Here is an 18629-nt window from a genome sequence, read left to right as displayed (position 1 = left end):
CCACCCTGCCGAGTGGTGTAGAGTTGTACTCACAACGGCGCGGGGTGGAGCAGCTCGGTAGCTCGCTGGGCTCATAACCCAGAGGTCGCAGGTTCAAATCCTGTCCCCGCTACCACTCGGGAGAGGCCCGGAGTCAACAGACTCCGGGCCTCTTTCGCTTGTACGGGGGACAGTTGGACCAGGGGGTTTGAGGAATCTCTTCGTCGGGAAGTCGACAAACCTCTGAAGTGACCTCACCGGCTGCGGTATACGAGGTGTACGCGGGTTGCGGGTGGTGCGACGATGGAGCTTATGGGGGAGAAGGCAAGGCTGACGGACCCGGTGCGTCCCGGTCCGGGCCTGAGCGTGGAGGAGTACACCGAGCAGACCACAGCAGCCGTGCGGATCGCAGCAGTCGAGGAGACGGCGGCAGTCGGGAGGACGACAGCGGACGAGAGCGCAAGGGTGCCGGCCGAGACGACCGCGGCCGACAGCGTGCTGGGCGCCCAACTGCTGCGCCGGGGGGACCTGAACGGCGCCGAACCGCATCTGCGCGCGGCCACCGCCGCGGGCGACCGCGCCGCGGCCAACAACCTGGGGGTGCTGCTGCACCAGCGGGGTTACCCGGAGGAGGCCGCGGAGTGGTGGCGTACCGCGGCCGTCGCCGGCTCCGCGGCCGCCGCGCACGCGCTCGGCCGCCACCACCGGGAACGCGGCGACGAACCCGCGGCCTTCTACTGGCTGCGGCAGTCCGCCGAGTCCGGTCACGCACTGGGCGCGTACGCGCTGGCGGACCTGCTCGAGCACCACGGGGAGGACGGCGCCGAGGAGTGGTTCCGGGCCGCCGCCGAGCGCGGGCACAGAGAAGCGGCATACCGGGTCGCCCAGGCGGTGAACGCGCGCGCCGAGGAGCTGGCCGCCCGGAGCGGACCCACGGCCGCCGCGGTGCGGGAGGCCGCCGAGGAGGCCGAGCGCTGGTTCCGGCAGGCAGCCGCCCGCGGTCACCGCAGAGCGGCGCTCCGACTGGGTGCACTGCTGGAGCGCCGCGGCGAGCTGAAGGAGGCCGGCAGGTGGTACCTCACCTCCGCCAAGGACGGTGAGGCGCGCGCCGCCTGCGCACTCGGCTTCCTGCTGCGGGACGCGGGCGACGAGGAGAGCGCCGCCGTGTGGTGGCGCCGGGCGGCCGAGGACGGCGACGGCAGCGCGGCCAACGCACTGGGCGCGCTGCACGCCGACCGGGGCGAGCGGCAGGCCGCCGAGCGCTGGTACCGCGTGGCGCTCGACGCCGGTTCCGACAACGGCGCCTTCAACCTCGGGCTGCTCTCCGCGGCCCAGGGCCGCACCGCGCAGGCCGAACAGTGGTACCGCCGAGCCGCCTACGCCGGGCACCGGGAGGCCGCCAACGCGCTCGCCGTCCTGCTGCTCCAGCGCGGGGACGCCGAGGGCGCCGAGCCGTGGTTCTCCAAGGCGGCCGAATCCGGCAGCGTGGACGCGGCCTTCAACCTCGGCATCCTGCACGCCGGACGGGGCGACGAGCCCACCGCCCGCCAGTGGTACGAGCGCGCGGCCGCCTCCGGTCACGCGGAGGCCGCCCTCCAGGTCGGCATCGCGCTGCTGCGCGAGGGCGAACTGCACACCGCGGAGCGGCATCTGCGCTGCGCCGCGGGCGGCGGCAGCGTCGAGGGCGCCTTCCGGCTCGGCGCGCTGCTGGAACGGGTCACCCGGCACGGCTCGGGGGAGTTGGGTTCGGAACACGAACTCGGCCGCCCGGACGGCGCCAGACCCGAGTACGAGGAGTGGTACGAACGTGCCGCCGAACACGGCCACCGCCGCGCCCAGGTGCGGCTGGGCATGTGCGCTGCCGCACGCGGCGAGGTCGTGGACGCGGCCCGTTGGTACCGCGCAGCGGCCGAGTCGGGCAGCCCGAACGGCGCGTTCAACCTGGGCCTGCTGCTGGCCCGCGAGGGCAGCGAGCCGGAGGCGGCCATGTGGTGGGCCCGCGCCGCCGAGGCCGGGCACGGCAGGGCGGCACTGCGACTGGCACTGATCAGCGCCCGCGGCGGCGAGCTGGACGAGGGGCAGTTCTGGTGCGCCCGCGCCATGGAACTCGGCCCGGCCGAAGTGGCCGAACGGGCCGCGAAACTCCGTGAGGCTCTCCGTTCGGAGCTGACGGCCTGAGGGCCTGACGGCCTGACGGGCCTGACGGGCCTGACGGCCTTCCTGTCCCCCTGGGGCCGCGTCCCCCGGGGGCCCGGTCCCGTCCGGGGCGGGACGGCTCCGCTTTGTCCCCGGGGCCGACGGTGGCTGCCGTCGGCCCCGGGGACAGTGGCCGCCCGGGAGAGTCCGGAGCGCCGGAGCGTGTGCGGTACCAGTGGGCCCGGAGCGGGCCGCGCGGCGCGGCCCGTCCGGTGGCACCGCCGGCCTCGGGAGGGCGGCGGCGTCCGTCTCCGGGGCCCGGCAGCGGCCGGACGTCCCCGGAGGGCCGGGAGAGCGGCCGCGTACCGGCCGGAGCCGCCGCCGGACCGCCCCGGCACACGGGCACCGGCCGCCACGGCGATCTCGATTTGCGCTGGTCGTCGGGCCGGGTTAGAGTTGTGCACACAACGGCGCGGGGTGGAGCAGCTCGGTAGCTCGCTGGGCTCATAACCCAGAGGTCGCAGGTTCAAATCCTGTCCCCGCTACTGAAGACGAAGGCCCGGATCCTCAGGATCCGGGCCTTCGTCCTTTCCGAGCTCCTGCCTCTTCCCCTTTCCCCGCGCTTTCCCTTTCCCCGCGCTTTCCTGCCCTCTCCCGCCCTCTGCGTCCCCGGCGGCGCGGCGCGTGGCGGCGAACTGCCCCATGCGAGGGCGAACGGCCCCGCACCCGGGCGGGGTGCGGGGCCGTTCGGAGCCGTGAAGGGGCTTGCCGGTCCCATGGGACCGGGACCGGGCGGGTTCAGGAGCCGGTGCAGTTCGGGCAGACGCCCCGGTAGGTGACGGTGGCGTCGGCGATGGCGAAGCCGTAGCGCTCGTTCTCCGGGAGGGCCGCCAGCGGGTCGCCCGTCGGGTGGACGTCGCGAATCGTCCCGCACCGGGAGCAGACCAGGTGCTGGTGGGTGTGGCGCGCGTTCGGGTCGTAGCGCTTGGCGCGGCCGTCGGTGCTCACCTCCAGCACCTCACCGAGAGCGACCAGCTCGCTCAGGGTGTTGTAGACCGTTGCGCGGGCGATCTCGGGCAGGCGGTCCGTCGCACGGGCATGGACCTCGTCCGCCGTGTAGTGCACATGGTCGCCGTCGAGCACCTCGGCGACGACTCGCCGCTGTGCGGTGAGTCGCCAACCGCGATCGCGCAGCCGTTCCAGCAGGTCACTCATAGGCCCAGCCTAGCAGTGGCGGGTCCATGAGCAGAACCCGTACGGTTTTTGCCTTCATCTTGACTTGGACAATGTCCAATGTAGGCTGTCGAGTGGTTGGCCCACAGGACAGATGTGATGCACAGGAGGCGCACGTGACCGTGCAGGACGAGACGGCCGGACCCATGACGACGGAGGCCGGTGCGCCGGTCGCGGACAACCAGAACAGTCAGACCGCCGGGGTGGGCGGGCCGGTGCTCGTCCAGGACCAGCACCTGCTCGAGAAGCTCGCCCACTTCAACCGCGAGCGCATCCCCGAGCGCATCGTGCACGCCCGGGGCGCGGGCGCGTACGGCAAGTTCACCGTCACGGCGGACGTGACCCCCTACACCCGGGCGAAGTTCCTCTCCGGGATCGGCAAGGAGACCGAGGTCTTCCTGCGGTTCTCCACGGTGGCCGGCAACCTCGGCGCGGCGGACGCGGTGCGTGACCCGCGCGGGTTCGCGCTCAAGTTCTACACCGAAGAGGGCAACTACGACCTGGTCGGGAACAACACCCCGGTGTTCTTCATCAAGGACGCCATCAAGTTCCCCGACTTCATCCACACCCAGAAGCGGGACCCCTACACCGGCTCACAGGAGCCCGACAACGTCTGGGACTTCTGGGGTCTGTCGCCCGAGTCCACCCATCAGGTGACCTGGCTCTTCGGTGACCGCGGCATCCCCGCGTCCTACCGCCACATGAACGGCTACGGTTCGCACACCTTCCAGTGGACGAACGAGGCGGGCGAGGTCTTCTGGGTCAAGTACCACTTCAAGACCGACCAGGGCATCGAGAACCTCACGGCGGCCGACGCCGACGCGCTGGCCGGCAAGGACCCCGACAGCCACCAGCGCGACCTGCGGGAGTCCATCGAGAACGGCGACTTCCCGACCTGGACCGTGCAGGTCCAGATCATGCCCGCGGCGGAGGCGGCGGCCTACCGGTTCAACCCGTTCGACCTGACCAAGGTCTGGCCGCACGAGGACTACCCGCCGATCGAGATCGGCAAGCTGGAGTTGAACCGCAACCCGCGGAACATCTTCGCCGAGACCGAGCAGTCGGTCTTCTCCCCGCACCACTTCGTGCCGGGTATCGGTCCCTCGCCGGACAAGATGCTGCAGGGCCGGCTCTTCGCCTACGGCGACGCGCACCGCTACCGGGTCGGGATCAACGCCGACCTGCTGCCGGTGAACGAGCCCAAGGCGACCCAGGCGCGCACCTACGGCCGCGACGGCGTGATGTACGACGGCCGGCACGGCGGTGCGAAGAACTACGAGCCGAACAGCTTCGGCGCGCCGGCCGAGACGGGCCGTCCGCTGTGGCAGCACGCCACAGTGAGCGGCACGACCGAGGACCACCCGGCGGCCGCGCATGCCGAGGACGACGACTTCGTGCAGGCGGGGAACCTCTACCGGCTGATGTCGGAGGACGAGAAGCAGCGGCTGATCGAGAACCTGGCGGGCAACATCGCGGGCGTCTCCCGCGACGACATCGCCCAGCGTGCGATCGAGAACTTCCGCAAGGCGGATCCGGACTACGGCAAGCGGTTGGAGGCCGCGGTCCAGGCCCTGCGCGGCTGATCGACCGCTCGCCGTACGAGCCCGGAGGGGCCGGACGCCATGGGGCTCCGGCCCCTCCGGTGCGTGTTCCGGCCCCTCCGGTGCGGCCGGCACCCCGCGGTGGGGTCCGGGTGGGGCCCGGGGAGTCTAGACGGCGACCTCTTCGGTGGCTTCCGGCGCCGCCGGGGCGCGGTGGTCCGACCAGGTGCGGACGATGTCGCGCACCGACAGGATGCCCACCGCCTCCCGTTCGTCGAGCACGATCAGATGCCGGAATCCGCCGCGTGTCATGGCCTCCGCCGCCGCTTCCAGCGTCCAGTCCGGGGTGGCGAAGACGACGTCGTTCGTGGTGTGGTCGTGGGCCCGCTCCCGGTCCGGGTCCTGGCCCGCGCCGAGGGAATCGAGGATGTCGCGCTCGGTGAGGATGCCGAGTCCGCTGGTGTCGGGGTCGAGGACGACGGCGGCACCGACGCGGCGGGCCGACATCAGCCGGGCCGCCTGGCGCAGGGTGTGGGCCGGGCCGATGGTGAGGACGACAGTGCTCATGGAGTGCTGGACGTGTCCGGGCATGAGGGAGCTACCTCCTTGGCGGAATGCCTCCCGCGGTCCCGGCGCGCAGTCGGCCGGGACCTCCGGACCGGGACCTCGAGAAGCGATTCACAAGGGCACAAGCGAGCGAATTCTCATGTTCACATGTGCTGGGGGTCACAACAAGGACGTGTGTAGGGACCACCCGGACGAGGGGCCGGATCAGGCCGTCAGATAGCTCAGCAGTGTCTCGTGCAGCAGCCCGTTCGACGCCGCCGCGCTGCCGCTGTGCGGGCCCGGCTTCCCGTCCAGCCCGGTGAAGACGCCGCCCGCCTCCTCGACGATCACCGCGCTCGCGGCCATGTCCCACAGCGACAGTTCCGGCTCGGCGCAGATGTCCACCGCCCCCTCGGCGACCATCATGTACGGCCAGAAGTCGCCGTAGCCGCGGGTCCGCCAGCAGTCCCGGGTCAGGTCCATGAAGCCGCCCAGCATGCCGCGCTCCTCCCAGCCGTGCAGCGAGGAGTAGGCGAAGGACGCATCCCGCACCTCGGAGACCTTCGAGACCTCCATGCGGGTGGCCTTGGACAGGCTGCGGCCGGTGTAGGCGCCCGCGCCCTTCGCCGCCCACCAGCGCCGGTTGAGGGCGGGTGCCGAGACGACGCCGACCACCGGCCGGTCCCCGCCCTCGCCCATCTCCATCAGCGCGATCAGCGTCGCCCACACCGGAACGCCGCGCACATAGTTCTTCGTCCCGTCGATGGGGTCGATCACCCAGCGGCGCGGCCCGTGCCCCTCGGTGCCGAACTCCTCGCCCAGCACCGCATCGCGCGGCCGGGTGCGCTGGAGCGAGACGCGGATCAGTTCCTCGGCCGCCTTGTCGGCCTCGCTCACCGGCGTCATGTCCGGCTTGGTCTCGACCTCCAGGTCGAGAGCCTTGAACCGCTCCATGGTCGCGGCGTCGGCGGCGTCGGCCAGTACATGGGCGAGACGCAGATCATCGTGATAGTCCAGCATGTCCGAACAGTATCGAGCGGTGAAACCCCCGGCCACAGGGCCATGCGCGTGCGCCGCGTATTGACACCTCTTGGCGGTGCGTCAATTCTGTGCCGCACACCGGGCTGCCGGTCAGCCCGACTGCGGACGCCTCGCGTGCACGGGCCGCCGGCACCGGCCGGGGCAGCGGGGTGCGGGCCGGGGAGGCGACGATGCCTGCTGCACGCGAGACCCTGCTGGACGCCGCCCATGTGGCGGTACGGGCGCGACCCTGGACGGCGGTGCGGATGGTCGACGTCGCCGCGGCCGCCGGGGTGTCGCGGCAGACGCTCTACAACGAGTTCGGCAGCAAGGAGGGACTGGGCGCCGCACTGGTCGACCGGCTGCTGGACGACTTCCTGGACGGCGCGGGCCGGGCGGTGGCCGAGGCGTGCCGGAGCGGAGCCGATCCGGCGGCCTGCTGCGCCGCTGCCGCGCACTGGATCCTGCGGACGGCGCGGGCCGAGCCCATCGTCCGGGCGGCGCTCACCGACTGCTGGGGCGCACGGATGCCGCTGCCCGCCCGTCCGGCCCCCGGCTGCGGGCCGGACGGCGAGCCGGGCGGTCTCGCCGCGGTGCTGCGCAGCCGCGCGCTCGCCGGGCTCGAGCGGAGCGGACGGGTGCCGGTGGGCGGCCCGGCGCCCGGCGGCCCGGCCCGGCGCGGCGCCGGGCGGCAGGAGCTGGAGCGCGCGTACGAGGCCGGGCTGCGGATCGCACTCTCCTACGTCGTCGCGCCCGAATACGGCGACGAGGAGCCGTGCGGCCGGGTCGACGAGGTGGTCCGCGCCTTACTGGCGGGCTGACCCGGTGCCCCGCACCGCGCACCGGGCGGGCCCGCGAGAGGTGCTCGGTACGCGCTCAGTGGGCGCTGCCGGAGAGCTGGAGCCCCATGACACCGACGATGACCAGCGTGATGGAGACCAGCTTGAGCGCGGAGATCACATCGCCCATGAAGACCATGCCGTAGATCGCCGTCCCCGCGGCACCGATGCCCGTCCAGACCGCGTACGCCGGACCGACGTCCAGCCGCTTGAGCGAGAGCGTCAGCAGGCCGAAGCTGCCCAGTGCGAAGGCGCAGAACGCGACCGTGGGCCACAGCCGGGTGAAGCCGTGCGAGAGCTTCAGACACACAGCGAAGCCGGTCTCCAGCAACCCCGCGACCAGCACCAGCAGCCACGCCATGTGCTCTTCCTCTCGTTGCTCCGGTGGGGCAGCAGGTCAAGCGCAGGAAGCCCAGTATGCAGCGGAGGCCGGGCGGAATCGGTCAGTCTCCTTCGCGCCTCTCCCGCGTCGCCAGCAGGCGGCGCAGCGAGTGCAGGCGGGCCGGGTCGGCGTGCCCGTCGGCCACCCACTGGTCGAGCGCGCAGGCGGGCTCGTTGTGGCTGCACGCGCGGGGGCATTCCGCGGCGCCCTCCTCCAGATCAGGGAAGGCGTGGATGACGCGCGAGAGCTGGATGTGGTTCAGACCGAAGGAGCGCACCCCCGGGGTGTCGATCACCCAGCCGTCCGCGCCGACCGGGGAGGGCGGCAGCGGCAACGCCAGCGCCGAGGTCGTGGTGTGCCGCCCGCGCCCGGTGACCGCGTTCACCACCCCGGTGGCGCGCTGCCGCTCCACCAGCGCGTTGACCAGCGTCGTCTTGCCGACCCCGCTGTGCCCCACGCACACCGTGGTCCGACCGCGCAGCAGTTCGCGCACCTCCTCGGCGCCCGGCCCCTCGGCCAACTCCGCCCGGCTGGTGACGACATGACGCACCCCCAGTGGTGCGTACGTCTCCAGCAGCGGACCGGCCGGTGCCAGGTCGGACTTGGTCAGCACCAGCAGCGGCTCCAGCCCCGCGTCGAAGGCCGCCACCAGGCAGCGGTCGATCAGCCGGGGGCGCGGCTCGGGGTCGGCCAGCGCCGTGACGACGGCGAGCTGGTCGGCGTTGGCCACCACGACCCGCTCGTACGGGTCGTTGTCGTCCGCCGTCCTGCGCAGCACCGAGCTGCGTTCCGCCACCCGGACGACGCGGGCGAGGGTGTCCTTCTCGCCCGACAGGTTGCCGACCACGGCCACCCGGTCGCCCACCACCACCGCCTTGCGGCCCAGCTCGCGGGCCTTCATCGCGGTGACCGTGCGCCCCTCCACCAGGCAGGTCAGCCGGCCCCGGTCGACGGTCAGGACGAGGCCCTCGGCGGCGTCCTCGTGCTTGGGCCGGGTGTGGGTGCGCGGGCGGCTGCCCCGGCGCGAGGGGCGGACCCGGATGTCGTCCTCGTCGGTGTGCTTGCCGTAGCGGCGCATCGCGGGCGCCCTCTCAGGCTCTCTCTCCGGTCCCGGACGGAAGTCCCAGCAGCTCGCCCCACATCCGCGGGAAGTCCGGCAGGGTCTTGTACGTCGTCGCGACGTTCTCCACCTCGACGCCCTCGACCGCCAGGCCGAGCACCGCGCCCGCGGTGGCCAGCCGGTGGTCGTCGTAGGTGTGGAAGACGCCGCCGTGCAGCGGGCGCGGCCGGATCCGCAGCCCGTCCTCCGTCTCGGTCACGTCCCCGCCCAGGCCGTTGATCTCCTTGACGAGTGCCGCCAGCCGGTCGGTCTCGTGCAGCCGCAGATGCCCGACACCGCGCAGCACCGACTCGCCCTCGGCCAGCGCGGCGACGGCGGCGATGCCCGGGGTGAGCTCGCCCACCTCGCCCAGGTCGATGTCGATGCCGTGGATCCGGCCGCCGCCGGTGAAGGTCAGCCCCCGCTCGTCCAGCACGCAGGAGCCGCCCATGGCGCTGAAGATCTCGCGCAGCGCGTCACCGGGCTGTGTGGTGTGCTCGGGCCAGTCCGGGACGGTGACCCGGCCGCCGGTCACCAGCGCCGCAGCGAGGAAGGGCTGCGCGTTGGACAGGTCCGGCTCGACCGTCAGGTCCCGGCCGAGCAGCGCCCCGGGCGTCACCCGCCACACGTTCGGTGCGCCCCCGTCCTGGGGCGCGTCCACCTTGGCGCCCGCGGCGCGCAGCATGTCCACGGTCATCCGGATGTGCGGCATGGACGGCAGCGTGCGCCCGGTGTGCCGGACCTCGACCCCCTGGTTGAAGCCCGGACCGGACAGCAGCAGGGCGCTGACGAACTGGCTGGAGGAGGACGCGTCGATCTCGACCGGGCCGCCCGCCAGCGAGCCGTTCCCGTGCACCGTCATCGGCAGCGCGCCGCGCCCCTCGTCCTCCACTCGCGCACCCAGCGTGCGCAGCGCGTCGATGACGCCGTGCAGCGGGCGCTCGTAGGAGCGAGGGTCGCCGTCGAACCGGATCGGCCCCTGGGCGAGCGCCGCCAGCGGCGGCAGGAAGCGCATCACGGTGCCCGCGTTGCCGACGTCCACGGTCGCCGGGCCGCGCAGCGCCGTCGGGATCACCCGCCACGCCTCGCCGCCGGGGCGCTCGCTGTCGGCCGCGGTGGCCGAGTACGCCGAGTACGCCGAGGAGGACGACGAGACGGTCTCCTCGATCCCGACTCCCAGGGTCCGCAGCGCTTCCGCCATCAGCAGGGTGTCCCGCGACCGCAGCGGGCGGCGCAGCCAGCCCGGTTCGGAGGAGAGCGCGGCCAGCACCAGGGCGCGGTTGGTGACCGACTTGGAGCCCGGCACGGTGACGGTCGCCTCGACCCGGCCCGGTGCGGTGGGAGCGGGCCAGAGTGCGGTCTCTGCGGGGCTGGTGCGCTGGTCGGTCATGGGGCCACTGTAATGGCTGGTGGCCGGCCGCCCCGCTGGTCGGCACCCCGTCCGCGGCGCGCGGCCGGGACCCGGCTCACAGCCCCAGCAGCCAGCGCCCGCCGCCGACGAGGGAGCACAGCGCGACCGCGTGGAAGAGGAACAGCCACGCCGCCGCCGGGAGATGACTCAGCCGGGCGAGCTGGTCGGCGTCCGAGTCCGGCATGCCGGGCCCGGCCGGGCCGCGGTGCGCCCCCTGCCGCCGCCGCTTGCCCTGCAGCTCGAAGACCGGCCGCACCCCGCCCAGCAGCAGGAACCACACCACCACGTAGGCGAACGCCGCCTGCACCTGGGGGCCGGTCAGCCAGGATATGAGCAGGAACGCGCCGCCGGTCAGCACGAGGGCGAGCACGCCGTAGGCGTTGCGGATCATCACCAGCATCGCCACCAGCAGCGCCGTGGCGCCCCACAGCAGTGCGGTGACGTGGTGGGAGGACAGCAGCCAGGCGCCGCACAGGCCGAGCAGCGGGGGAGCGGTGTAGCCCGCGGCGGCGGTCAGCACCATGCCGAGACCGTGCGGCTTGCCGCGCGAGACCGTCAGTCCCGAGGTGTCCGAGTGCAGCCGTATGCCGTCCAGCCGGCGCCCGGTGAGCAGGGCTATGAGGCCGTGTCCGCCCTCGTGCGCGATGGTGACCGCGTTGCGCGAGATGCGCCACACGCCGTGCGGCGCCACCGCGAGCAGCGCGACGAGGCCGGTGACCAGCACCAGCCACTCCTCGGGGGGCTGCTGGCCGCCGACGACCCGGTCCCAGACATCCGTGATGCTCGCGTTGTCCATGTTCGGGGTGTTCTCCTCGTGTGCTCGGGGGCCGTGCCGCTCCGCGTCCTGTCAACGCACGGCGACGGCCCGGCGTGCCGTGGCAGTCTTGCAGGCATGTGCGGACGGTATGCAGCGAGCCGGAGCGCCGAGGACCTGGTCCGGCTCTTCGAGGTGGAGAAGTGGGAGCCCGCCGAGGCGCCGGGCCCGGACTGGAACGTCGCTCCCACCAAGCAGGTCCACGCGGTCCTCGACCGCCCCCTCAAGGGCAGCGACGACCCGCGGCCGGTGCGGCAGCTTCGCACGCTCAAGTGGGGCCTGGTGCCCGGGTGGGCCAAGACACCCGACATGGGCGTCAAGATGATCAACGCCCGGGCCGAGACCGTGCACGAGAAGCCCGCCTACCGCCGCCCTTTCGCCGCCCGCCGCTGCCTGCTGCCCGCCGACGGCTACTACGAGTGGGTCACCGCGCAGGGCGAGCTGAAGCTCGAACAGGAGGGCAAGCGCAAGCGGCCCCGCAAGCAGCCCTACTTCATTTCCCCCGCGCCGCACGCTCCCACGCCGCACGCTCCCACGCCGCACGTTCCCGCGTCGCCCGCCCCCGAGCAGGAACAGCCGGTGATGGCGATGGCCGGCCTGTACGAGTTCTGGCGGGACAAGACGCTGCCCGACGACCATCCGCAGGGCTGGTGGGCGACGTGCACCGTCCTGACCACCGCGGCGGAGACCACGCCGCTGGCCAACGCGGACGAACAGAGCGAGGGCGGCCCCCGGTCGCTGGCCGACATCCATCCCCGGATGCCGCTGATGCTCACCCCGGACCGCTGGGACGCCTGGCTGGACCCCTCCCGCACCGACTCCGGGGAGCTGCGGGAGCTGCTGACCCCGCCGCCGGAGGGCCTGCTGCGCGCCTGGCCCGTCTCCACGGACGTCAGCAACGTCCGCAACAACGGCCCGCACCTCCTCAAGGAGCTTCCCGCACCGGAGGAGGAGACCCTCTTCTGAGGGTTCCGAGGGTTCCGAGGGTTCCGAGTGTTCTGAGCGCTCCGGGCCTTCCGGGCCTTCCGGGCCTTCCGGGCGTGCCGGTTCCGAGCGGCTCTGCGCGGGCCGCTGGCAGGATGCCGGTATGAGCACCCAGCAGCAGGCCCCGCAGCCGCGGGGAGCCGGACACCCCCGGGCCGAGACGGTCGCCACACCCGCGGGCGAGGCCCGGATCACCTGGTACGACGCGCGTCCGGCACACACGGTGCTGGCCCTCGGCCACGGCGCGGGCGGCGGGATCGAGGCCCGGGACCTGCGCGCCCTGGCCGCCGCGCTCCCCGCCCAGGGAGTGACGGTGGCCCTGGTCGAGCAGCCCTGGCGGGTGGCGGGGAAGAAGGTGGCTCCGGCGCCCCGCACCCTGGACGCCGCGTGGAGCGCGCTGTGGCCGGCGCTCGCGCTCCCGGGGCTGCCGGTGATCGCCGGAGGCCGCAGCGCGGGCGCCCGGGTCGCCTGCCGCACCGCAGCGGCGCTGGGCGCCTGCGCCGTGCTGGCCCTGTCCTTCCCGCTGCACCCGCCGGGCAGGCCGGAGAAGTCCCGCGCCGAGGAGCTGACCTCGGTGGAGCTGCCGTTGCTGGTGGTGCAGGGCGGCCGTGACCCGTTCGGCCGCCCCGCCGAGTTCCCGGCCGGTACGGCTCCGGTGGAGGTGCCCGGCGCCGACCACGGCTTCGCCCTGCCGAAGTCCGCCGAGCTGACCGAGGCGGCGGCGATGGAGCTGGTCACCGGTGCCGTCACCCGGTGGATCACCGGCGGCCGGGAGGTCTGGCGCCGCGACGCGTGAGCGGTCCCGGCGCGGCCCGGGAATGATCGGCGCACCCGGATGGTTGCACGGGGTGTCCGGCTGCGGAGGGAATCCGCGGCCGGGAAGAGTGTGAGATGCAGCCATACCCTCCATGAGGAAAGGGAGCCGCCCCGATGGGTTCTGTCGCCTGCCCCCAGCGTCCGCGGGCCGCTGACCTGGACTGGGCCACAGTGGCGCTGTCCTCCGGCGCGAAGATTCAAGCGGCGGGCGGTGGCGGTCGTCGTCTATTCTCCGATTCGGGCGGGTCTTCGTTCGGGCTCGCCACCACATTGGAGGAGGTGGGTCCGGTCACCGGGACCGAAGGCGGCTCGAGCGCACAGCAGGAGACAGCGGCGTCGGAGACGGTGGAGCAGCGCAGCGCGCGCTTCGAGCGGGACGCGCTCGCGTTCCTCGACCAGATGTACTCCGCCGCGCTGCGGATGACGCGGAACCCGGCCGATGCCGAGGACCTGGTGCAGGAGACCTACGCGAAGGCGTACGCGTCCTTCCACCAGTTCCGTGAGGGCACCAACCTCAAGGCGTGGCTGTACCGCATTCTGACGAACACCTTCATCAACTCCTACCGCAAGAAGCAGCGCGAGCCCCAGCGCAGCGCGGCGGAGGAGATCGAGGACTGGCAGCTTGCGCGAGCCGAGTCGCACATGTCGACCGGGCTGCGCTCGGCCGAGGCGCAGGCGCTCGACCACCTGCCGGACTCCGATGTGAAGGAAGCACTCCAGGCCATCCCCGAGGAGTTCCGCATCGCCGTCTACCTCGCCGATGTCGAGGGCTTTGCGTACAAGGAGATCGCCGACATCATGGGGACACCCATCGGTACGGTGATGTCCCGTCTGCACCGCGGACGGCGCCAGCTTCGCGAGATGCTGGAGGGCTATGCGCAAGAGCGCGGCCTGGTCCCGGCCGGTGCCGCGGCGGACGGGTCGCAAGACCGGAAAGGCTCGGGCTCATGAGTTGCGGAGAGCCGCACGAGACGGACTGCTCCGAGGTCCTCGACCACCTCTACGAGTACCTCGATCGGGAGATGCCCGAAGGCGACTGCGCCAAGTTCCAGGAGCACTTCGACGAGTGCTCGCCCTGCTTCGAGAAGTACGGGCTGGAGCGCGAGGTCAAGAAGCTCGTCAAGCGCTGCTGCGGCCAGGACGACGTCCCCTCCGACCTGCGGTCCAAGGTCATGGGGCGGATCGAGGTGATCCGCCAGGGCGAGGCCCGCGAGGGCGCGGGCGCCGGTTCCGGCGAGGAGGAGCTTCCCCGGTCCGCCTCCGGGGGCGCGTCGGCGGAGACCGCCGACGCGGTCGGCTCCGGGGACGACAAGAACCCCGGCTGAACACCCGGGGGAGCGGCACCGGGCCGGCAGAACACCAGCGGCGCCGGGAACCCCGCCCGAGCAGCGCAGGGTGCCGACGGCTGCGCCGACGGGCGCGGCAGTCCCGAGGACGCGCCCCGCGCCCGGAGTTCGCACCGGGCGCGGCGGGTGCACCGGGCGCGGCGGATCGGCGGACTTCCCGTACGAGACCGGCACGAGACCCGTACGAGAGCGCCCCTTCTCCCTCCTTCGGGTGAGGAAGGACTGTCCCGTACGGGGGAACCTGGCGGAGTGCCGTGAGCCGCCCCGCACCCTGCTCCTAGTCTCCCCGCCATGCAGCAGGCGGGGAGGAGGCCGGTGATGCGGCTCACGAGGAGCAGGCCCGATGCGGCGGCCGCCGCAGGGACGAAGCACGGGCCGCCGCCCGCACGGACGGCCGGGGCGGCAGAGGGCAACCGCGCGGCGCTCGCGCTGGCCTGCGCACTGACCGTGCCGGTGGCCGTCGTCCTGTGGCGCAGCGCCTACGGTCCGCTCGCCGCGCTCTCCGCGCTGGGACCGGTGTGGCTCGGCTGGTGGGGGCTGCGGTGGTGCCGCCCCGAGCGGGCGGCCCGGCAGGCCGCGGTGCGGGCGCTCTCCCAGGCGGTCCAGATCAAGGACCACTACACCCGCGGCCACGGCGAACGGGTCGGCCTCGCCGCCGTGCTGATCGCCCGCGAACTGGGGCTGGACGAGGAGCGCACCGAGACACTGCGCTGCGCGGGTGTCCTGCACGACATCGGCAAACTCGGTGTCCCCGCGGGGCTGTTGTGCAAAGCCGGACCGCTCACCCCCGCCGAGCGCCGCGTCATGGAACGGCACCCCGAGCACGGCGCCGAGATCGTCCGCGGGCTCGACTTCCTGGGGGAGGCCCGGGCCGCGGTGCTCCACCACCACGAGCGGATGGACGGGACCGGATATCCGCGGGGACTGGCCGGAGCGCAGATCCCGGAGGTGGCCCGGATCGTCGCCGTCGCCGACGCGTTCGACGCGATGACCTCCACCCGCTGCTACCGCCCGGGGCGGCCCGTCGCCGCGGCGCTGGAGGAGCTGGAGCGCTGCGCGGGCACCCAGTTCGACCCCCGGATGGTCGCTGCCCTCGGCCGGGCGCTGAGCCGGCACGGCTGGCCGTTCGCCGAGGTCTCCGGGGCACGCGCGGCGGCCCCGCTGCCGGCCGGCCGCCGGAGCGCAGCCCCGGCGGCCGGGGCGCGGCTGGACGGCGTGGCCGTATGACCCCGGACACGGCGGCACGGCTGGTCGCCGCCTGCAACGCGGCAGCCGCACTGGTGGTGTCCGGCGCTCTGGGCGTCACCCTGTGGTGCGGCCTCGCCCGGCCCGGTACCGCAGTGGCCTTCGGACTGCTGGTCGCCGCCGGGGAGTTGGCCCGGGTGCGGCTGCCCGAGGAGCGCGCCGAGGCCCGTAACACCGGGCTGCTCTCCGGTGCCGCAGCACTCGGCTATGCGCTCTGCGGCCAGGTGGCCGGCGCCTCCGCCGGGCACGGTCCCGCGCAGGCCGTCGCGGTGGCCGTCGTCGGCTCTCTCGTCGGGTTGACCCCGCTGGTGGCACTGGGGCAGGCGCCCCCGCCGCAGGCCCTCGCCCGGCTCGTGCTCGGGGTGGGCGCGGCGGCCCTGTGCTGCCAACCGCTGTACGGCCGGGGCCGGTCGGAGGGAGCCGCCGTGCCGGACGGACTCCTGCCGCTGTGCCTGCTGGCCGTGGCCCTGCTCGTCGGTTGCCTCGACGCGCTCCTGGCGGCCGCCGCCGTGCGCGCCGACGAATCCGGGGCCGCTTCGCCGGGGCGCCACGGCCGGGCACCGCGCCCCCAGTTGCGGTCCCGCCTGGCCACGGTGCCCGCCCTCGCCGCCACCGCCGTGCTCTTCGCGCTGGCCGTCGCCGTCGCCGGGCTCCCGGCGCTGCCGCTGTGCTGCGCCCCCGTCCTCGTCATCCAGTTCGCCCTGCGCCGGCGTGCCTCCGCGCGGGCCACCCACCGGCCCACCCTCGCCTCCCTCGCGCGGGCTCCCGAGGTGGCGGGCTGCACTCCACGCGGGCATGCGCGCCGGGTGGCGGACCTCAGCCGTGCCGTGGGGCGTGAGCTGGGCCTCACCAGCGGGGAACTCACCGCGCTGGAGTACGCGGCCCTCACGCACGATGTGGGGCAGCTCTCACCGGCCGATCCGGTGCCCGGCGGTGCCACGGCGGTGCTGGACCCCGGCAGCCAGCGCCGGGTGGCCCTGCTGGGCGGCGCCGTACTGCGGCAGGCGGGCGTCCGCCGCCGGGTGGCGTCCGCGGTGGAGTCGCAGGCCGATCCCTACCGGGAGCAGTCGGTGACCGCGCGGGTACTCCGCACGGTCAACGCCTACGACGATCTTGTCAGCGGCAGCGGCAGCGGCAGCGGCAGCGGCAGCGGCAGCGGCAGCGGGACGTCCGGCCCGGGGGCCCGCGCGCGTGCCCTGCACCGGCTGCGCGCGGCCGCGCGTGACCACGAACCACGCGTGGTGGAGGCCCTGTCACGGGTCGTGGCCAGGACAGCGGACGTCTGACGCACGGGTAATGAGCGGGCACCCGAGCGGGCATGGTTGGATGCGAAGGGGGAACCGCGAGAGGCGTGGACGGACGAGCGGCGTCCGGAGTGCACAACCCCATCGGCAGACGGCGGGCCGGGCGCGGGCCGGGTCCGAGGACAGGCGGAACGGCGGGATCGGCGGGAACACATTGAGGATCTTCGGCAAGGTGCGGCACCGGCCCTCCGCTTCATGGCGGCAGGCGACGGACCGGGCTTTCACGCTTATCGGCGACGGGCGCTACGAGGACGCGGGCGCCCTGCTCACCCGTGCCGCCGACCTGGAGCCGTGGCTCTCGGAGTCCTGGTTCAACCTCGCGCTGCTGTACAAGTTCCGGCACGACTGGGAGCAGGCCCGCACGGCGGGGCTGCGCGCCGTGGCGCTGCTGGACCGCGAGTCCGGGGCGCCCGACTGGTGGAACGTGGGCATCGCGGCCACCGCACTCCAGGACTGGCCGCTGGCCCGCCGGGCCTGGCAGGCGTACGGGCTGCACGTGCCCGGCCCCTCGCACGGTGCGGCAGCCGCCGAGGAGCCCACCGGGATGCAGCTCGGCAGCGCCGCCGTACGGCTCTCCCCGGAGGGCGAGGCCGAGGTGGTGTGGGGCCGCCGTATCGACCCGGCGCGCATGGAGATCCAGAGCATCCCGCTGCCCTCCTCGGGGCGCCGCTGGGGCGAGGTCGTGCTGCACGACGGCGTCCCGCACGGCGAGCGCACCACGGCGGCCGGGCCGTCGTACCCGGTCTTCGACGAGATCGAGCTGTGGGCCCCCTCGCCGGTGCCCACCTGGGTGGTCCTGCTGGAGGCGGCCACGGAGAGCGACCGGGACGCACTGGAGCGGCTCGCGGCCGACGCCGGGTTCGCGGCCGAGGACTGGTCCTCCTCGGTGCGGCTGCTGTGCCGGGCCTGCTCGGAGAGTGCCATGCCCGCCGACGAGGGCGACGGCACCGTGCATCTGGATCCGCACGACCACAGTTCGCCCGGCCATCCCGGTCCGCTGGGCCATATGACGCAGGGCGGACCCGGTGAGCTGTGGGTGCCGGAGCGTGAGTGCGGACTGGCGGCGCCCGCCGCGCTGGTGCACGGGCTGCTGGACGGCTGGGTCGCCGACAGCCCGGACACCCGCGAGTGGCGGGATCTCGAGGAGGTCTGCTGAGCCGTCGGCGGCGGGCCCGTACCCTGTAGGGCGGGTCCGCACGGGCCCCAGCCGGGTCACCGGCCGCTCTCAGCTCACGGGTCGCAGGAAGGCGTACGACGGCATGGCGCAGCAGCAGGAAACGACGGCCGGGGCGGCCGCTGCCCCCGAGGGCGAGTTCGTCGACGACGTGACGGACGCGGCGGCCCGCGAGGAGGCGCACACCGAGCGGGGCACCGCCCGGCCGGTCACCGTCGTCGGCAACCCGGTGCTGCACCGGGAGTGCCGGGAGGTGACGGAGTTCGACGACGAGCTGGCCGCGCTGATCGACGACATGTTCGCCAGCCAGCGCGCCGCCGAGGGGGTCGGCATCGCCGCCAACCAGATCGGCGTCGACCTGAAGGTGTTCGTCTACGACTGCCACGACGACGCGGGCGAACGGCACGTGGGCGTCGTCTGCAACCCGGTGCTCGACCAGCTTCCCGCCGAGCGGCGGGTGCTGGACGACGGCAGCGAGGGCTGCCTGTCGGTTCCCGGCGCCTACCATCCGCTGGCGCGGCCCGACCAGGCCGTGGTGCGGGGCCAGGACGCGCAGGGCAAGCCGATCGCCGTGCGCGGCACCGGCTACTTCGCCCGGTGTCTGCAGCACGAGACCGACCACCTCTACGGCTACCTGTACATCGACCGGCTCTCCAAGCGCGAGCGCAAGGACGTGCTCCGGCAGATGGCCGACAGCACACCCCGCTACGAGACCGTTCCCAACGAGTGAGCCCGGCGAGTGAGCCGAGCGGCCCGGCCC

The 18629-nt window shown here is 73.7% G+C and carries 17 protein-coding genes, 2 tRNA genes and 1 pseudogene; 13 read left to right on the top strand and 7 right to left on the bottom strand.

What is annotated here, in order from left to right; genetic code table 11:
• Positions 1 to 38: 38 nt before the first annotated feature.
• From BMX65_RS19650 to BMX65_RS19640, 3 genes are all read left to right on the top strand, one after another.
• A tRNA-Met gene (locus BMX65_RS19650) sits at positions 39 to 115 on the top strand.
• A gap of 167 nt (positions 116 to 282) precedes the next feature.
• The gene (locus tag BMX65_RS19645; RefSeq protein ID WP_107437530.1) at positions 283 to 2157 is read left to right on the top strand and encodes a tetratricopeptide repeat protein; all 1875 of its coding nucleotides are present in this window, start codon (positions 283 to 285) and stop codon (positions 2155 to 2157) included.
• 429 nt (positions 2158 to 2586) lie between these two features.
• A tRNA-Met gene (locus BMX65_RS19640) sits at positions 2587 to 2660 on the top strand.
• A 253-nt stretch (positions 2661 to 2913) separates the two neighbouring features.
• On the opposite strand, the gene BMX65_RS19635 is transcribed toward BMX65_RS19640, so the two are convergent.
• Complete coding sequence (locus BMX65_RS19635; protein WP_075001653.1) at positions 2914 to 3330, bottom strand: Fur family transcriptional regulator; 417 nt, start codon at positions 3328 to 3330, stop codon at positions 2914 to 2916.
• Between the two features lie 134 nt (positions 3331 to 3464).
• On the opposite strand from BMX65_RS19635, the gene BMX65_RS19630 reads away from it, so the two are divergent.
• The gene (locus tag BMX65_RS19630; protein ID WP_075001652.1) at positions 3465 to 4931 is read left to right on the top strand and encodes a catalase; all 1467 of its coding nucleotides are present in this window, start codon (positions 3465 to 3467) and stop codon (positions 4929 to 4931) included.
• A 126-nt stretch (positions 4932 to 5057) separates the two neighbouring features.
• Here the strand turns inward: BMX65_RS19630 and BMX65_RS19625 are convergent, their stop codons facing one another.
• Both BMX65_RS19625 and hisN read right to left on the bottom strand, forming a co-directional pair.
• Positions 5058 to 5480, bottom strand: a complete 423-nt coding sequence (locus BMX65_RS19625; protein ID WP_075001651.1) for a CBS domain-containing protein — start codon at positions 5478 to 5480, stop codon at positions 5058 to 5060.
• A 180-nt stretch (positions 5481 to 5660) separates the two neighbouring features.
• The gene (hisN, locus tag BMX65_RS19620) at positions 5661 to 6455 is read right to left on the bottom strand and encodes a histidinol-phosphatase (RefSeq protein ID WP_075001650.1); all 795 of its coding nucleotides are present in this window, start codon (positions 6453 to 6455) and stop codon (positions 5661 to 5663) included.
• 191 nt (positions 6456 to 6646) lie between these two features.
• Here hisN and BMX65_RS19615 point away from each other — a divergent pair, with 191 nt between their 5' ends.
• Entirely contained in the window at positions 6647 to 7276 is a 630-nt protein-coding gene (locus BMX65_RS19615; protein ID WP_075001824.1) for a TetR/AcrR family transcriptional regulator, read from the top strand.
• 55 nt (positions 7277 to 7331) lie between these two features.
• Here the strand turns inward: BMX65_RS19615 and BMX65_RS19610 are convergent, their stop codons facing one another.
• The 4 genes from BMX65_RS19610 to BMX65_RS19595 all read right to left on the bottom strand — a co-directional run bounded on the left by BMX65_RS19610 (position 7332) and on the right by BMX65_RS19595 (position 10982).
• Positions 7332 to 7655 carry a DMT family transporter gene (locus BMX65_RS19610; protein WP_019354488.1) on the bottom strand — a complete coding sequence of 108 codons (324 nt, stop codon included), beginning with the start codon at positions 7653 to 7655 and terminating at the stop codon, positions 7332 to 7334.
• Between the two features lie 82 nt (positions 7656 to 7737).
• Complete coding sequence (gene rsgA, locus BMX65_RS19605; RefSeq protein ID WP_075001649.1) at positions 7738 to 8754, bottom strand: ribosome small subunit-dependent GTPase A; 1017 nt, start codon at positions 8752 to 8754, stop codon at positions 7738 to 7740.
• 13 nt (positions 8755 to 8767) lie between these two features.
• Positions 8768 to 10165, bottom strand: a complete 1398-nt coding sequence (gene aroA, locus BMX65_RS19600; protein ID WP_075001648.1) for a 3-phosphoshikimate 1-carboxyvinyltransferase — start codon at positions 10163 to 10165, stop codon at positions 8768 to 8770.
• 76 nt (positions 10166 to 10241) lie between these two features.
• Positions 10242 to 10982, bottom strand: a complete 741-nt coding sequence (locus BMX65_RS19595; protein WP_019354491.1) for a M50 family metallopeptidase — start codon at positions 10980 to 10982, stop codon at positions 10242 to 10244.
• A 96-nt stretch (positions 10983 to 11078) separates the two neighbouring features.
• Here BMX65_RS19595 and BMX65_RS19590 point away from each other — a divergent pair, with 96 nt between their 5' ends.
• The 8 genes and pseudogenes from BMX65_RS19590 (at position 11079) to def (ending at position 18599) form a co-directional block, all read left to right on the top strand.
• A complete protein-coding gene (locus tag BMX65_RS19590; protein WP_075001647.1) occupies positions 11079 to 11966 on the top strand; it encodes an SOS response-associated peptidase in 888 nt (295 codons plus the stop codon).
• A 121-nt stretch (positions 11967 to 12087) separates the two neighbouring features.
• Positions 12088 to 12780, top strand: a complete 693-nt coding sequence (locus BMX65_RS19585; RefSeq protein ID WP_075001646.1) for an alpha/beta hydrolase family protein — start codon at positions 12088 to 12090, stop codon at positions 12778 to 12780.
• A 299-nt stretch (positions 12781 to 13079) separates the two neighbouring features.
• Positions 13080 to 13751, top strand: coding sequence for a sigma-70 family RNA polymerase sigma factor (locus tag BMX65_RS19580; RefSeq protein ID WP_177214311.1), 672 nt, complete (start codon positions 13080 to 13082; stop codon positions 13749 to 13751).
• On the top strand, positions 13748 to 14125 hold the full coding sequence (gene rsrA / locus BMX65_RS19575) for a mycothiol system anti-sigma-R factor (RefSeq protein WP_075001644.1): 378 nt from the start codon (positions 13748 to 13750) through the stop codon (positions 14123 to 14125). The genes BMX65_RS19580 and rsrA overlap by 4 nt, the downstream gene beginning before the upstream one ends.
• Positions 14126 to 14515: 390 nt before the next feature.
• Positions 14516 to 15373, top strand: a pseudogene (locus BMX65_RS19570) (HD-GYP domain-containing protein); the annotation flags it as partial.
• Positions 15370 to 16677 carry an HD domain-containing protein gene (locus BMX65_RS19565; RefSeq protein WP_075001642.1) on the top strand — a complete coding sequence of 436 codons (1308 nt, stop codon included), beginning with the start codon at positions 15370 to 15372 and terminating at the stop codon, positions 16675 to 16677. The pseudogene BMX65_RS19570 and the gene BMX65_RS19565, both read left to right, overlap by 4 nt.
• A gap of 172 nt (positions 16678 to 16849) precedes the next feature.
• Entirely contained in the window at positions 16850 to 17851 is a 1002-nt protein-coding gene (locus BMX65_RS19560) for a tetratricopeptide repeat protein (RefSeq protein ID WP_075001641.1), read from the top strand.
• 103 nt (positions 17852 to 17954) lie between these two features.
• Positions 17955 to 18599 (top strand): peptide deformylase, encoded by a 645-nt coding sequence (def, locus tag BMX65_RS19555; protein WP_075001640.1) that lies wholly within the window; start codon positions 17955 to 17957, stop codon positions 18597 to 18599.
• Positions 18600 to 18629: the final 30 nt, after the last annotated feature.

It is taken from the genome of Streptomyces qinglanensis (assembly GCF_900111245.1).
Classification (GTDB): domain Bacteria; phylum Actinomycetota; class Actinomycetes; order Streptomycetales; family Streptomycetaceae; genus Streptomyces; species Streptomyces qinglanensis.
The sequence above is the reverse complement of the archived record's forward strand: the minus strand, read 5'-3'. Positions and strand labels throughout refer to the sequence as shown.

Bases quoted from the DNA above. Each gene is read 5' to 3' on its own strand.
- BMX65_RS19635 (WP_075001653.1), bottom strand. From the start codon at position 3,330: ATGAGTGACCTGCTGGAACGGCTGCGCGATCGCGGTTGGCGACTCACC.
- aroA (WP_075001648.1), bottom strand. From the start codon at position 10,165: ATGACCGACCAGCGCACCAGCCCCGCAGAGACCGCACTCTGGCCCGCT.
- BMX65_RS19625 (WP_075001651.1), bottom strand. From the start codon at position 5,480: ATGCCCGGACACGTCCAGCACTCCATGAGCACTGTCGTCCTCACCATC.
- rsrA (WP_075001644.1), top strand. From the start codon at position 13,748: ATGAGTTGCGGAGAGCCGCACGAGACGGACTGCTCCGAGGTCCTCGAC.
- BMX65_RS19595 (WP_019354491.1), bottom strand. From the start codon at position 10,982: ATGGACAACGCGAGCATCACGGATGTCTGGGACCGGGTCGTCGGCGGC.
- BMX65_RS19585 (WP_075001646.1), top strand. From the start codon at position 12,088: ATGAGCACCCAGCAGCAGGCCCCGCAGCCGCGGGGAGCCGGACACCCC.
- BMX65_RS19610 (WP_019354488.1), bottom strand. From the start codon at position 7,655: ATGGCGTGGCTGCTGGTGCTGGTCGCGGGGTTGCTGGAGACCGGCTTC.
- def (WP_075001640.1), top strand. From the start codon at position 17,955: ATGGCGCAGCAGCAGGAAACGACGGCCGGGGCGGCCGCTGCCCCCGAG.
- hisN (WP_075001650.1), bottom strand. From the start codon at position 6,455: ATGCTGGACTATCACGATGATCTGCGTCTCGCCCATGTACTGGCCGAC.
- BMX65_RS19565 (WP_075001642.1), top strand. From the start codon at position 15,370: ATGACCCCGGACACGGCGGCACGGCTGGTCGCCGCCTGCAACGCGGCA.
- BMX65_RS19615 (WP_075001824.1), top strand. From the start codon at position 6,647: ATGCCTGCTGCACGCGAGACCCTGCTGGACGCCGCCCATGTGGCGGTA.
- BMX65_RS19590 (WP_075001647.1), top strand. From the start codon at position 11,079: ATGTGCGGACGGTATGCAGCGAGCCGGAGCGCCGAGGACCTGGTCCGG.
- rsgA (WP_075001649.1), bottom strand. From the start codon at position 8,754: ATGCGCCGCTACGGCAAGCACACCGACGAGGACGACATCCGGGTCCGC.
- BMX65_RS19645 (WP_107437530.1), top strand. From the start codon at position 283: ATGGAGCTTATGGGGGAGAAGGCAAGGCTGACGGACCCGGTGCGTCCC.